Source organism: Peribacillus sp. FSL K6-5616 (assembly GCF_038008245.1).
GTDB classification, from domain to species: Bacteria; Bacillota; Bacilli; order Bacillales; family DSM-1321; genus Peribacillus; species Peribacillus frigoritolerans.
Window position 1 is genome coordinate 3,662,693 of the sequence record NZ_JBBOYT010000001.1, and the last position, 14,828, is coordinate 3,677,520.

The 14,828-nt window shown below is 42.9% G+C and carries 14 protein-coding genes and 1 riboswitch; of the genes, 2 read left to right on the top strand and 12 right to left on the bottom strand.

From position 1 onward, the window contains the following. Positions 1-279: 279 nt before the first annotated feature. Positions 280-380, top strand: a riboswitch (guanidine-I (ykkC/yxkD leader). Positions 381-452: 72 nt separating this feature from the next. Beyond that, complete coding sequence (locus MHB45_RS17610) at positions 453-794, top strand: DMT family transporter (RefSeq protein WP_048681535.1); 342 nt, start codon at positions 453-455, stop codon at positions 792-794. Next, positions 794-1,108, top strand: coding sequence for a DMT family transporter (locus MHB45_RS17615; protein WP_034309447.1), 315 nt, complete (start codon positions 794-796; stop codon positions 1,106-1,108). The genes MHB45_RS17610 and MHB45_RS17615 overlap by 1 nt, the downstream gene beginning before the upstream one ends. An 80-nt stretch (positions 1,109-1,188) precedes the next feature. Here the strand turns inward: MHB45_RS17615 and MHB45_RS17620 are convergent, their stop codons facing one another. From MHB45_RS17620 to MHB45_RS17675, 12 genes are all read right to left on the bottom strand, one after another. Further along, positions 1,189-1,980 carry a DUF817 domain-containing protein gene (locus MHB45_RS17620; protein WP_072273834.1) on the bottom strand — a complete coding sequence of 264 codons (792 nt, stop codon included), beginning with the start codon at positions 1,978-1,980 and terminating at the stop codon, positions 1,189-1,191. Between the two features lie 55 nt (positions 1,981-2,035). Further along, positions 2,036-2,257 (bottom strand): helix-turn-helix domain-containing protein, encoded by a 222-nt coding sequence (locus tag MHB45_RS17625; RefSeq protein WP_048681527.1) that lies wholly within the window; start codon positions 2,255-2,257, stop codon positions 2,036-2,038. A gap of 10 nt (positions 2,258-2,267) precedes the next feature. Continuing rightward, on the bottom strand, positions 2,268-2,750 hold the full coding sequence (locus MHB45_RS17630) for a DUF2975 domain-containing protein (protein WP_048681524.1): 483 nt from the start codon (positions 2,748-2,750) through the stop codon (positions 2,268-2,270). 422 nt (positions 2,751-3,172) lie between these two features. Then, the gene (locus MHB45_RS17635) at positions 3,173-6,382 is read right to left on the bottom strand and encodes a DEAD/DEAH box helicase (protein ID WP_048686786.1); all 3,210 of its coding nucleotides are present in this window, start codon (positions 6,380-6,382) and stop codon (positions 3,173-3,175) included. A 175-nt stretch (positions 6,383-6,557) separates the two neighbouring features. Further along, entirely contained in the window at positions 6,558-6,782 is a 225-nt protein-coding gene (locus MHB45_RS17640; protein WP_048686789.1) for a hypothetical protein, read from the bottom strand. Further along, a complete protein-coding gene (locus MHB45_RS17645) occupies positions 6,779-7,918 on the bottom strand; it encodes a GerAB/ArcD/ProY family transporter (RefSeq protein ID WP_048686792.1) in 1,140 nt (379 codons plus the stop codon). The genes MHB45_RS17640 and MHB45_RS17645 overlap by 4 nt, the downstream gene beginning before the upstream one ends. 21 nt (positions 7,919-7,939) lie before the next feature. After that, a complete protein-coding gene (locus tag MHB45_RS17650) occupies positions 7,940-9,166 on the bottom strand; it encodes a Ger(x)C family spore germination protein (protein ID WP_048686794.1) in 1,227 nt (408 codons plus the stop codon). Further along, positions 9,156-10,793, bottom strand: coding sequence for a spore germination protein (locus tag MHB45_RS17655; protein WP_048686796.1), 1,638 nt, complete (start codon positions 10,791-10,793; stop codon positions 9,156-9,158). Before MHB45_RS17655 ends, MHB45_RS17650 begins: the two co-directional genes overlap by 11 nt. Positions 10,794-10,971: 178 nt before the next feature. Continuing rightward, positions 10,972-11,583 (bottom strand): DedA family protein, encoded by a 612-nt coding sequence (locus MHB45_RS17660; protein ID WP_048686798.1) that lies wholly within the window; start codon positions 11,581-11,583, stop codon positions 10,972-10,974. Positions 11,584-11,665: 82 nt separating this feature from the next. Next, positions 11,666-12,316, bottom strand: coding sequence for a phosphatase PAP2 family protein (locus tag MHB45_RS17665; protein WP_048686800.1), 651 nt, complete (start codon positions 12,314-12,316; stop codon positions 11,666-11,668). Positions 12,317-12,620: 304 nt separating this feature from the next. Further along, a complete protein-coding gene (locus MHB45_RS17670) occupies positions 12,621-13,856 on the bottom strand; it encodes a cytochrome P450 (protein ID WP_048686812.1) in 1,236 nt (411 codons plus the stop codon). 599 nt (positions 13,857-14,455) lie between these two features. Then, on the bottom strand, positions 14,456-14,635 hold the full coding sequence (locus MHB45_RS17675) for a hypothetical protein (protein ID WP_034309467.1): 180 nt from the start codon (positions 14,633-14,635) through the stop codon (positions 14,456-14,458). Positions 14,636-14,828: the final 193 nt, after the last annotated feature.

Consider the following 14,828-nt stretch of genomic DNA (forward strand, 5'->3'; position numbering starts at 1 on the left):
GATGCTCGCTTTCCGCGGGGCGGGCGGCGAGCCTCCTCGGCGTAAACGCCTGTGGGGTCTCACCTGTCCCGCTGCTCCCGCAGGAGTCTCGCACTTCCGCTCCAATCAACCTTAAATAGTTTCGTTTTAAAAACAACAATCTTTACGAAAAGAGCCAAATAAAGCTGCAAACGTTACGGGACATATGCGGATATTAGAGGAAAACCGGCATGGCAGCTGGCAAAACTTTTACCTTGAGTAAGTTCAAAAATTATGTATAATGAAAGGTAATTGTATATGTCAAAGGTTTTCTAGGGTTCCGCAGTGCGTCTCATTGCTGGTCTGGTCCGAGAGAAAACTCACAGCATGCTGTGTCACGGAAGGATAAAAGCCTGGGAGAAACTGTTTAACAGTTATCTCTTGGGCTTTTTTTGTTTTTTTGGTAAAGAATAAAATCGGAGGTGCGTTATTTCATGAGCACAAACTGGATTAAAGTATTCATTGCAGCTTTTTTTGAAGTATTTTGGGTGATTGGCTTAAAACATGCGGATGACTTTTTGACTTGGGCTGGAACGGTCATTTCGATCATCATCAGTTTTTACTTGATGATAATGGCTGGCAGGAAGCTTCCTGTCGGAACGGTATATGCCGTTTTTGTCGGTATGGGGACAGCTGGGACCGTTTTTTCCGAAATCCTTTTCTTTGGAGAATCCTTCAAGCTGAGCAAAACGCTATTGATCCTCCTCTTATTATCAGGGGTGATCGGCTTGAAGCTAGTGACGGATGATAAGGCTGAGAAAGGGGATGAATCATAATGGCTTGGGTCTCTTTAATCTTAGCGGGGCTTTTTGAGATGTTTGGGGTTGCGATGATCAATAAATTGCACAAAGACCGAAATTGGCAATCCTTGCTGCTGTTATTCATCGGATTTGGAGCAAGTTTCCTGTTTCTTGCTTATGCCATGAAAACCTTGCCGATGGGAACGGCTTACGCAATCTGGACAGGAATCGGTGCATCAGGCGGAGCGATAATCGGGATGCTTTTATACGGGGAATCCAAAGATTGGCGCAGGGTCGTTTTTATAGCCATGGTCCTTGGCGCAGCAGTGGGATTAAAACTTGTTTCATAGGAATGGCATAAAAGCATAGAAAATCAAAGACGACACAATGTGTCGTCTATACTTATTTTTATCTAACTTGAATAATTATCTTATAAAAATTGACCCTCATCCATCACAGCGGAATCTTTCCCCTTAACCTGTTTTAGCGTGGCTACTATAAGAAAGCTGACAATCACCAGTAAGAGCCATGAGCTTACCTTCCCTAGATGAACGAGACTCCATGCATCGGTTTGGTTTGGATATTCCCAAGCTCCAAAGAACGTTGCGATATTTTCGGCAATCCATATGAAAAATCCGATGAGCACAAAAGAAAATGCGATTGGCATACGATAACGGGTTCCACCAACTTCGTATGTGACCCATGCTCGCCAAAAGACGATGATGACAAGTCCAGATAGCCACCAACGAACATCCATCCAATAATGGTGAGTGAAAAAATTCAAATAAATCGCAAGCGCAAGAGATACAACGACCAAAAACGGCGGCCACTTGATCAGTTCAACCTTTAACCTCCTCCACGCCTGGCAAAGATAACTCGCTACACTTGCGTACATGAATCCGCTATACAGAGGCACTCCAAAAAACTTGAAATATCCTTCCTCTGGATAAGTCCAGGAGCCCATATGTACTTTGAAAAGTTCAAGGGCAAGACCAATAAGGTGGAACAAGGTGATGACCTTTAGTTCATCCCGTGTTTCAAGCCCGGAACGCAGCATCCACCACTGCATTAGAAGGCAGATGATGAGCAGCCAGTCATACCGCGGCAGAAAGGGAAGCGGAATGAATTTTGTAATAGCCAAAGAGGCAAAAATAACGGCCGGAAACAAGCATGATAGGGCCTGCTCCCAACCAAAACGAACGAGTTGTTTTAATGCTCTCATGATTGGTGCCTCCATTTTTCCTTCTACATTCATGAGTAACTCCCCTTTATAAATCTTAATCTTGAGTGCCTCCATCATTTCGGTATTCTAAAATATCCCCGGGTTGGCATTCTAAAGCCTTACAAATCGCATCTAAAGTTGTTAATCGAATCGCTTTTGCCTTGCCATTTTTCAATATGGAAAGATTAGCCATCGTTATTCCAACCCTCTCGGAAAGTTCTGTAACACTCATTTTCCTTTTAGCCAACATCACATCAATATTGATTATAATTGCCAAGTTATTCACCTCAGACTATTAAGTCATTTTCTGATTTTATATCGATGGCTTCTTGTAAAAGCCTTTGAAGAACAGCAGCAAAGACTGCAATCACCATTGAAGCAAAAATAACGACCATTCCGATTAATATGATACCTGGGGCGTCGTCCCTTTCCGCCATGAGATAAAAGAGCGGCATGCCTGCTACATACAAGCTGCTTATTGTGATTGCACAATTTTTTATAGTCTTTAAGGCTCTTACAGATAATTCCGAGAAAGCTTTGTTCTTGTCAATATAGCTTAAAAGTTTAAAGGCTTGATATAGAGCAAAGTAAAAAGGTATCGCCGATGCATACAAGTCGATTAAAACGAGAGATTTCAAATAAGCCATATCCGGATACAATTCTGCTGCAAAATTCGCTATTCCAGGCACCACGAAGATGCACAAAGCAAGAACTGGAATTCCAATAAGAATAACAGCCATCTTTAAAAAGAGTGTTGTTCCTAGTTTCATAAAAAGCACCTCACTTATTTATTGTCCATTTAATTTAACACACACTTTATCGTTTTACAATAAAACATTGTTGTTTTTTATTATATTATTATTGTTAATGAAATATCCTATTCTTTTTAAAAATGGATGTTTTCACATACTTTATTGCTATTTACCAGGTAGTGAGTTGTGGTTGATTTCCACTCCAGATGCTCCCTTTCCGCGGGGCGGGCGGTGAGCCTCCTCGGCGTAAACGCCTGTGGGGTCTCACCTGTCCTGCTGCTCCCGCAGGAGTCTCGCACTTCCGCTCCAATCAACCTTAAATAGTTTCGTTTTAAAAACAACAATCTTTACGAAAAAGTGCCTTAAAAATAAAAAAGCATTCCTTTGTAAGAGGAATGCTCCATAACTGAACTATTTATTTATTACCTTCGGCTAAACCCTTATATCATCAGGATTTCCCTGATATCCTCTTCTGTAAGTGCAGATGATGACTTGTCTCCAGGGTCGATGATTTCTTCAATAAGATGTCTCTTTTTCTCTTGGAGTTCATTCATTTTTTCTTCGATTGTCCCACGGGCAATAAGCTTGATGACTTGAACCTCATTTTTCTGCCCCATTCGATGGGCACGGTCCGCGGCTTGTTCCTCAACTGCCGGATTCCACCAAAGGTCATATAGAATGACTGTATCGGCACCCGTCAGATTGAGACCCGTACCGCCCGCTTTCAACGAAATGAGGAATATATCCCGTTCTCCTTCATTAAACCGATTGCAGATTTCCACACGTTCCTTTGATGGGGTTTGGCCATCCAGGTAGAAAAAGGGTTGTCCTTTCAAGGCCAAATCCCTGCCGATGATTGTAAGCATTTTTGTAAATTGCGAGAAAATCAGCACCCGTCTTCCAGAATGCTTCGAATCTTCGACAATTTGCATCAGTTGCTCATATTTTGCTGAACTGCCTTTATACCCGTCCACAAACAAGGCGGGGTGACAGCATATTTGCCGAAGCCGGGTCAAGCCTGCAAGGATCCTGATCCGATTTTTGCGAAGGGTATCCTTGTCCAGGTGTTTCAGCGTATCATGCCGAAGCTTGGCCAGATAAGCGCCGTACAGTTTCTTCTGATCGGGAAGCAGTTCCATCGATTCCAGCGACTCGATTTTTTCCGGTAATTCCCCTAGTACGTCCTCTTTCATTCTCCGCAGCAAAAATGGACGGATCCTGCGGGAAATCTGCTTCCTTGAGAGGTTGCTATACTCCTTTAACCCCATGAATAGTTCAGGGAATACGACGTGGAAAAGGGACCAGAGCTCTTCTAGTGAATTCTCGATGGGTGTACCAGTCAACGCGAAGCGATGTGCCGCTTTTATCTTCTTGGCCGCTCGTGCCGTTTGTGTCACCGGGTTCTTGAAGGCCTGTGCCTCATCGAAAAACACCGTATGGAAGTCCTCTTTTTCAAACGACTTGATGTCTTTCCGGAGCAATGGATAAGAAGTGATCACTACATCCACGTCCTTCATTTCTTTAAGCAGCTTCGACCTTTCCGTCTTGTCTCCATCCACGACGACGGCTTGTATATCAGGAGTGAATTTAGTGAATTCACTCAGCCAATTGTAGGTCAATGATGATGGGCAGACAATAAGCACCGGAACCCTTTTCTTACGGATGTCAGGTAGCTCGGATAAAATGAACGTGATGCTTTGCAGTGTTTTTCCCAGCCCCATATCATCAGCAAGAATCCCGCCAAAACCATATTGTGCAAGGACTTTCATCCATTTGTAGCCGTTTTCTTGATACTCGCGCAAAATCGGATCCAGACTATTTGGCACCGTGAACTCCAAGGCGCCCGGATTCCTGATGTTATCCAAAAACTGCCGGAATGATTCTTCCATCGTGAATGTCTGGCCATCATTAACGGAGTCAAGGAGCTGGAGCCCTTTTATGATGGGCATGTTCAGTGTGCTTTCCAGGTCTTCATCCTGTACGGGCAGTGCATTCAGAAAACGATTGATGTCCTCGTATTCCCTTGTTTCAAGGGAAAGCAGCGATCCATTCCTTAAACGATAGTATTTCCTTTTTTCTTCAAGCGCGGCTAAGACCTCACGTATTTGTTTATCTGGGATATCATCCATTTCAAATTTGAATTCGAGCCAATTAGTACGCTCTTTTTTAATTTTCACCCTAATGCGCGGTGCAGCATTTCCACGGGAAATTCGGTTTCTTACAGCGGTCGTGGCATAGATTTGCACCAGCTTCTGGAGTTTAGGAACGATATGGTACAAGAACTCATACTCCAACTCTTCGTTTTGCAAGAAATAGCCTCCGTCCGTCTTGGCAAACTGGCTATCCTCCATCAGCTTTAATATCTCCGCCTCTTTCTCAACATCCCTCATAACCTTGGATTCCTGTTTTTCCAAAGGGTTGATCACGATATTTTCATAATGGAATTCCAGCCCGGCAAGCAGCCTGTTTTTCACTCGATCCAAGTATAGCTTTGCAATCAGCGGTGTCTTCAAAAACAATTCGGTGATGGATCTTGCTATATGGACTTCACCGAGTCTTTTCAAGCCTGGTACCACTTTGTCCAGGAATAATTCCAGCTGGTCATGATGGATTGGAATTTGATTCATCCCCGAACCCTCCATCATTTGCTTTAACTCTGAAAGGCGTTTGAAATCCTCATTTTCGAGCTGAACCAATTTCCCCTCAAATAGGACCAATGTGTATGCATTCATGACGATCATCTCGTGCAGCCTTTTAATATTCAGTTGATAACCTTTGAACTCGCTTTCGGTAAAGCCAAACTGTAAAGGAAGCGGTCCGTTTGTTACACGAAAGCCATTGAATGTAAGGCCGCCATAGGCAAGCTTCACCATTGGCGCCGCTTCAAGGATGGGGACAAGCCTTCGAAAAGAAGATGGAGGCAAAAGTAATAAGTGATCGTCCAATGTATATTCAGATTTATCCGTCAGGGCGTCCACATAGACTTTTTCATCCGATATCACTGTAATGAGCTCCTGAAGCACGGAATCATTTTCATTCTGAAAACAATGCAGCACAGGGTCATATATAAATGAAGGGGACACTTGGGCAGGCTTTCCTTCTTTAACTCGCTTCAGGAAATCCCGGACATTCGACACATTGAGAGAACCGATTTTCATTTCCAGTCCTAACATATATTGTTCCATTCCCATCCATACTGGCTTACACGTGAATTCCGTTTCAAGCATCGTTCTTTTTTCAAAATGGCGCTGATGACCGCTTTTCCGTACAGGCTGATTATTGAAAAGGGTCAGCAAGCCCTTTGACAGCTTCTCATGTGCTATAGCATCAGAACCGGCAGCATGCAGACCTTCTGGAACCGTTCCATCTCGCTGATGGTCGTAAACCGACAGCAGGACGGCTGCAATATGCTGGCAATCCCTGGGGAAGGAAGCTAGCGCAGGACAGCTGCATTTCGTCTGAAATCCGCCGACTGCATCCACTTCAATCGTGACATGGAAGTCTTCCTTGCCTCTAACCGATGCTTCACAACCATCATGACGATAGCTTTCAAATGTGACTTTATTGGCACGATGAAAAGCTTCCCCTCTTTTGAAGGAGACGGCCCCGCACATGTCTTTTATGATTTTTCGATTCAATTTGATATCCAAATTGCCGTCCTCCTCCCGGGGTTTTTTGGTTGAGTGATTTTATTCCGCTGAAAATATCTCATTTTATCATCATACTATGAAATGGGTTTACAGGGTTGTAAAAAAGCAAAAAGACAAACTCCCCCATTCGGAGTTCATCTCTATTTCAGCAACGGGAATTGCAGCATCATTGTTGTCATTTGCCCTTGTTCTTTTTCTTTTTTTTTCGATAAAAGAAGCTGAATACAAGGAATGAAACAAGAATGATAAAAAGGATAAATTCAGCGGGGTCCTTCACCAAGAATGGATTAAAGTCATGTTTGATTGAATTATCCAGATCAAATCCCATTAGAATATCCATACCTAATGATAGGACCACTAAAGGGATCAGAAGCAAAAGCGTAATACCGAAGAATTTCATTTTTGATCAACTCCGCCTTGGAACTTATTTTGGTGCTGGCCTTTCTTTTTTTTTCGATTCTTAAAAAAGGCAATGATCAAGAGAAGCAACGGAATGATCACCTGAAATGGGAGGTGAATGTATATCGGTACGGCTCCTAGCCCTTCATGCATATGTTCCGTAAAGCTGCTTGCTATTATGATGGAACTCAGTAATATGACAAAGCCAACGGGGTAAGCAAGTCTGGAGGGCTGTTTAACATTGAAAACATTCGCCGTACCCGTTACCGCCACATAAGTAAATACACTTATCTTGATGAACCCGCCAATCATCAACAAAAACAAGAAGTACACATCGAGCCGTTCGAGAAAGCCAGCGACCTCTATGGACTGAATGAGGGAAAGAAGAGGGTATTGCGAACGTGTCGTCAGGTCCACCCCAAGTACAGCAATATTCATAGCCATTATTATCGCGAGAAAAATGCCAGCTGCAGCAATGCTGCTTATCCCAATTTTTTTCAATCGCTCAGGTTCGTTCAAATAAGGAAAAATCATTAAAAAGGAAATGATTTCGCCAAATGGAAAGAATATCGTTTTAGTGAAAGCCATTTTCACCATCTCCGTCACGCTCATTTCAATAACGGGTTTTAAGTTGTTTAAATGGATCATGCCTGAAGCGACTATCAGAAGAAAGAAGGTCATTAAAAGTAAATTCTCCAAGACAAAGAATAGTTCCCCGGTCCTCGTCAATACTTCTACCCCTTTTCGGACCGTGTACACCACGACTAAAATGAATGCAGCGTTCGCGACAAATAACGGAATATGAGGATAGGCAAAAGTAAGCAGCGTATCTCCGAAGTCCCTCAGCACCCTTGCAGCAAGGTAGATGAAATAAAGGATGTATAGAAAAGCTACGATCCTGCCTAGAAAATTCCCCAATATACTCCGTACAAATTCCGTTAACAGCTGCTCAGGGTAGTATTGAAAAAGGCCATAATAAATGAAAAATAATAAAAATCCTCCTACCATCGCAATAAGGATGACCAGCCAGGCAGCCTGCTTGGCTTCGCCTGCAAGCGGAACCAAAAGTGCACTGCCCATTTCAAACAGGAAAATAAGGACGAACAACTGGTACCCGCTGATATTTGCCTTTTCCATGAGGATGCCACTTCCTTTCCTTTATTGTTCATCCTTTTTTAAATTCGATAGATACGGCTTATTACGCAATCCGGTACGGCGAATGAAAGTTTCTACCTGCACATCAACTGCCAGTTTAGGAAAAGTATCGTCGTCCCAGTTTTTCTCTAGTTTCTTCCATTCTTTCGGATGGGATTCGTGCATGAGCTCCCCAAAGCCAAAAATATCGGATTTATTTTTTTGTGCCCGAACGATTGCGTCTTCCATCTCTTTCTCCAAGTCTTTCGCTAACTTCTTTTCAATATCTATCAGGACATGCATATCGGTTAGATTCAAAGGAACATTCACTTCCCGGATATCTCCTTCTGCACGCACCTTTATCGATATTTTCGGTTTGCCGTTTACCAATTTTGCCCCGATGTTGGTTTTTTGGCGAATAACTGAATAGGTGATTGCTTCTTTTTCACCCTCCCAATCAAGGTTTAAATGGGCATTTTCGATCCTATCCAATACCCACATTGACCCTAATGCCCTACCACCATCCAGCCAGTCAATCAATTTGCCATCTTTAAAAACACCTATCCCTGCTGCAATAGGGTTTGCCTCAATATCCGAGGACATGGTATTCTCCATTTTATCTTCCTTACCCTTGTTTCCTCTCACGGTAAAACCGCTTATTATCGGTTCTTTTCCGGTACTAAGCAGATTCTTGATCACCTCTTGGAGATTGATGCTAATACTTTTCCCCTGGGTTTTTTCAGTGGTTTCAATCGTCCTAATGACTTTCTCGGCAGATACCTTATCTATTGCAGTTAACGTTTCGACAATATCCTTGGCTTTCACACCCCGGGCAATCACGACCCTCGTAGTTCCCCTGAATTCCGGTGAGCGCTCAAAAGCATCGAAAATATTGTTGAGACCCTCTTCTTTTGCTAGTTCCTCACCTATGACAATCAGGTTGGCATGGGCAAAATACATATCTCGGGAGATTTTAGTTGAAGCGATGCTATCCAGTTCAAGCACATTATCTCCGGTTGCCCTATAAATGGATATCGGTGGATTCGTTCCGCCGCCGCCCTGAAGAGCTCCGGCAACATTTCCTGGATTAATGATTTGGAAAGTTCCCACTAACTTTCCTTCTTTATTTTTGTCGAGTCCGACCGCCGAGACGATGGCCATTTCGTTTAACTCTCTTTTATCCCAACAGCCTGTGGTGAATGTGGCGGCGATCAACATCATCAAGAGCAGAACTAATCTTTTACGATTCATTGCCTTCACCTTTTTTCCCGTCAGAAGTTTTCATTCCACGCGATTCAGGAGGCAGCGGTCTTTGGTTATCGCCTTCCCTGATCAGATTATTTTCATTGGTCAAAAATTGCGGCCTTTCCTTGAATGCCCATATAGGTCTTCTGAAGAATGTGTCGCCCAACCCTTTCGGATTCAGAGGGGCGAGCGGTGTCATATAAGGAACTCCAAGTGAACGCAGGCTGCATAAATGGACAATAAGGATGATAAAGGCTAAAATCATCCCATAAAAACCTAACATGCCGGCACAAATGATGAATCCGAACCGCACAATGCGGGCAGAAATCGCTATGGAATAAGAAGGGGTTGCAAAACTGGCAATCGCCGTGATCGAGACGATGATGACCATTGCCGGCGATACGATACCAGCCTGGACGGCCGCCTGCCCAATGACCAATGCCCCGACAATGGACATCGTCGAACCAACGGCCTTTGGCATCCGAAGGCTTGCTTCCCTTAATATTTCAAAGGTCATTTCCATGAGAAGCGCTTCAACGACGGCAGGCAAAGGAACCGTTTCCCTTTGGGCTGCTACAATGACCAGCAGCTTCGTTGGAATCATTTCCTGATGAAAGGTCGTGGCTGCAACATAGACAGCCGGCCCGACTATCGAGATGATGAAAACGATGATCCGTAAAAAACGTGTCGCTGAAGCAATGTCGAAGCGATTATAGTAGTCTTCGACAGATTGGAAAAATTGTACGAACAATGCCGGGGCGATCAAGACAAAAGGCGTTCCATTTACGAATATCGCCACTCTTCCTTCCAGCAGGTTTCCTGCGACCATATCTGGTCTTTCTGTATGGTTAAGGGTTGGGAATGGGGTCATGACCTGGTCTTCTATCAATTGTTCAATATATCCTGATTCAAGAATGCTATCGATGTTAATTCGATTTAAGCGCTTCTTGACCTCCTCGACAATTCCTTCCTTAGCGATCCCATTTATATACATGATGGAAACGTCCGTTTTAGTCACCGTGCCTATTTTCATCGACTCTATCCATAAATCCGGGGTATTGATGATGCGGCGTAACATGGCGATGTTCGTTCCATTCGATTCCGTAAACCCTTCCCTAGATCCCCGGACAGTCAAATGCGTGCTTGGCTCCTGAATCGATCGCTTCTCTCCTCCTCTTGTACTGGCAACCAGGGCGACGTTTACTCCATCAACAAAAATGATGCTGTCCCCAGATAATAATGTCAAAAATAGCTTTTCCCAGTCCGTGACCCTTTCTACGCCACCGAGGGAAACTACATCCTCAGAGATAATGTCCAATGCTTCCAGTGGTAGTATGTTTTTTGACAGGTGAGGATTTTTCATGATTGATTCAATTATAAAGTCCGTAACGCTAGGATTATCAATCAGACCCTGCACATACAAAATAGTTGTTTTTATCTCCGGGTTTTGCCCGATTTTCAACGTTCGGATAATGATGTCGGGACTTTTTCCCGTCTTTTTCTTCACGATTTCCAGATTGGCAGAAAGGGAACTTTCAATATAATCAGGCGTTTTGCTTTTGGATTGACTTTCATCTTCCTTTTTCTTTTCACGTTGCTTCACTTGTCTCTTTTGTTTGAAAAAAGAAGCCATAGCACCGAACCTCATTCCTTTTTCGTTTCACTCATTTTGTCCAAAGCACTCCCCCTTTATTCTGGGTTCAGTTTTCTTCCTCCAATAAGAAAAAGGCTGTCGCAATGACAGCCTTTAATGGTCATATTCGGTTAGGGAATGAATGCCGATGATAACGGCCCAATCAACTAAACTGAGATTATACTTTGCCTTTATTCCTTCTAAAAATCAAAACAACGAAAGCGATCAATAGCAAGGCCAGTATCGCATATACGATGTTTGAATAAATGTCCATGTACCCTACAATATCTTCCCACGAGGAGCCAACAGCTGCCCCGATATTCACCAAGATGATGTTCCAAATTAATGTTCCGGATGTTGTGTATAGCAGGAAGAGCCAAAAACTCATATGGGACATCCCTGCTGGTATCGAGATCAAACTTCTGATCAGCGGAACCAGCCTGCAGAAAAACACGGTCCATGACCCGTATTTGTCAAACCATGAATTCGCCTTATGGACGTCCGATACCGTTAACCGAAGAATATGGCCCCATCTTTCCACGAACTTTTCAATGACCTTCACATCAAGAAGTAAACCAATTCCATAAAGGACGACTGCCCCTGCCACAGACCCTAGGGTCGAAGCGATCACGACACCGATGATCGTCATATCCGCTTTTGTCGTCATGTAACCGCCAAAAGTAAGAATGACCTCAGACGGGATCGGCGGGAAAATATTTTCCAATGCTATTAATAGAAAGATTCCCATATACCCAAAATCATTCATGAATTCCGTAATCCAGTTTTCCATTTAATACGCTCCTAACTTTCTTGAATCAACAGCTGGCTTGTACCTGCCGGCTGCTTATCTTGCAATAACCTTGCTCCCTTCATTAACGATCTTTGTTCTTCCGCCGGTCTTGATACCTTTGGAAAAACCAGATGGAAATCGCAATCCAACAACCGCCCGCCAAATATCCGGCAATGATATCACTAGGATAATGGACCCCCAAGTATATCCGGCTAATACCTATCGAGAGGATCATCAACATGCTGAAAAGAATCAATAGAACCCTTGCCCACCTAGCCGTAATGTGACGCCATAGCAAAAATGTAAGAATACCGTATAAAGAAAATGCATTCATGGCATGTCCACTAGGGAAACTGTATCCCCCTATATCGATGAGTCGATGTAAATCGGGCCGGGCGCGTTGAAAGAATAGCTTAACCATCAAATTGAGAAGAGGTGAACCCACCATGACTGCAGTGAATAAGACTAGTTCCAAACGATGCTTCAAAACCCTATATAGGAAAAACAAAATGACCAAGGAAAGGATGATCAGTGAAGCGGTTGAACCTATGTAAGTAAAGAACTTCATGATGTCCGTCAGCAGAGGGGACTCCCATCCCTGCACCAAGGAAATCACATCTTCATCAAATTTCAGGTATTCATTTGCACTTATGGTAAATGCCATGAAACTGAACCCGATTAAAGAAAGTACACTTATTATAAAGGCAATGGTTAATTGCTGCTTTAATTTCATAATAACATCCTTTCACTTATTAAAACTGTTTCATCTGGAAATTTCTATTTTATCATATCTTCTTCATTGCATGGTGGGTGTAATTGCTTCATCGCCCGCCAACCTAATTCGGGGAACATGCCTGGGCACAAAATTTTCTACTTTATCATACTACTCTATTCGTCATTGTCACCTCAACTTCAGGTTACTATAAGATTTCCTGCCGAACGTTTCAAGGAGTGTCAGGAACATATTTAACGCATACCATTCAACATGCAAAAAGAAAAAAACCTTATGCAGGTTAGGGCACAAGGTTTTTCATTTTTTACATGCGGCTTGCCTTAAGCGGTAGTGATGTCAAAGTTTGCCCTGTCGCTGAATCGGTAAGATTCTCTTCTAACTGGAACGATGGCACCGCTTCAATATGCTTGAATTTCTTCAGGAATGCAGTTAGCGCAATCTTCGCTTCCAGCCTGGCTAGCGGCGCTCCGAGGCAGAAATGAGGGCCATTACCGAATGTGAGATGTTTCTTATTGTTAGGGCGGTGGATATTAAGTGTGAAGGGGTCTTCAAACATCTCTTCGTCCATATTAGCTGCACTCATCCAAACAACCACGCTATCCCCTTCTTTCAATTCCACTCCCAATAGATCGTTATCTTCCTTTACAGTGCGATCCAATTTAATAAGATTGAATCGGAAACGGAGCATTTCTTCGACCGCCTGCGGAACTAAATCCAGGTTTTCATGTAACTCTTGATAAACTTCTCTGTCATCATATAGCAGCGAATAAAAGCTATTGGCCAATAAATGACTGGTTGTCTCGACTCCTGCACCTAAAATCAGCATGGTCGTCCGGACAACCTCATCATCCGTAAACATTTCCCCATCCACTTCCGACTTCAATAGATCTGAGATGATATCATCCGCCGGGTTCAATCGTTTTTGCACAACAATCGGATACAAATACTGATAGTATTCTTTTGCTGCCACTTGCTTCAATTTATCTACTTCTTCTTGTTTTTCTCTATCAAAAGGAAGGAATAAGGTATCCACCCATTTCTTAAACAATAAACGATCTTTCGAGGGAACGCCCATCAAATCGGCCATGACAATGATCGGAAGCGGACTCGCCAATGATGCCACAATATCGATTTCCGTTCCCTCATCCATTTGTCCAATCAATTCATCTGCAATTTCCTGAATGCGAGGTTCCCAGTTTTGAAGACTTCTAGGTGTGAATGCTGCTGCCAGCAGTGAACGGCGTTTTCTATGATCAGGTGGATCCGATTCAGTGATTTGGATCTTTTCAGGCACAGAACCTTCCTCACTATCCGTTCCAACCGAAATCGTCGTCCGTTTCCGAACACTTGAAAAATGTTTATAATCACTGAGAACCCGCTTCACATCTTCATATTTAAAGACATTCCACGTATCCGTTCCTTCGTGATAACTCACAGGGTCATTTTCTAACATCCTTTTACACCAAGCGTACGGGCTAAATTCCTCCGCCCTTGTTTTAAACCTAGTAATTTCTTTTACTGCAATAACTTCTTTCATGATACCGACTCCTCCCACTTCTCAAAAGTACCTAACAAAAGGACCGAATGTGAAGCATTCTCCATCTCCGTCGATTTGTTATAGGGCCGAGCATTCCTGATAGACTTTTTCACCAAATCCTTAAATACACATCTATTCCATTATAGGGTAAAACACCGCAACAAACCATGCATCTTCCATACCAGCGGCCTTACATGAAATTTGCCCCACAATCCCGACACCCCTATGTAAAACTGCTTATTTTTGACAATTCCCTTTCTTTTTCTATTTTTTTATGTCTCTCAATCGATGCTAAAATCCAATCCTCTTTTTTCAAATTTGGAGACAGCGCTTTCCACTAAGTTATTTTAGTATAATTTTTTTGTGCTTACCTGAGTTTGTGGATCACGTTGATTAGAACGTTTTTCAAATAATAAAAACTGCACAAACATAGGGTTCGGAATGGTTTCCTGCCGAATGCCCATCAAGCTATTACAGGTGATAACCATGATTTAAAATAAAAATATTATTTCTGAAATCAAGCTGATTAAATAAAAAAACTGCAGGCAAACTCGCTTTTCTTCGAGTTTACCTGCAGCTTGAACGCCTGCACGATGCCGCCGTCAATTTTTTCCCCTTTTAATCAGTTCATGCAAATCATCCATTTTCTTTTCCATGATATCCAGTCTGGTTTTACGGTGCTTGATGGAACGGAAAAGGGATACGGTCCCAACGATGATCAGGATTAGAAATAAAAGGCAAAACAATTGGTATACCAGATCCGCAATATTATACCCACTCACTATGTAATCCCCCTAAATGGCATTCTCAATATTCTATTATACACCAGGCAAAATGAACAATTTAACCTTTTTAAGGAGAAACGGGAATAAAAAACCGATAGCCTTTTGCTACTGATTGCAGTTTGTAGACAAAAGGGGTTCGGAAAACGTGACTTTGATCAAATGATGTTCCCAAACCAACACCTTCAACTCA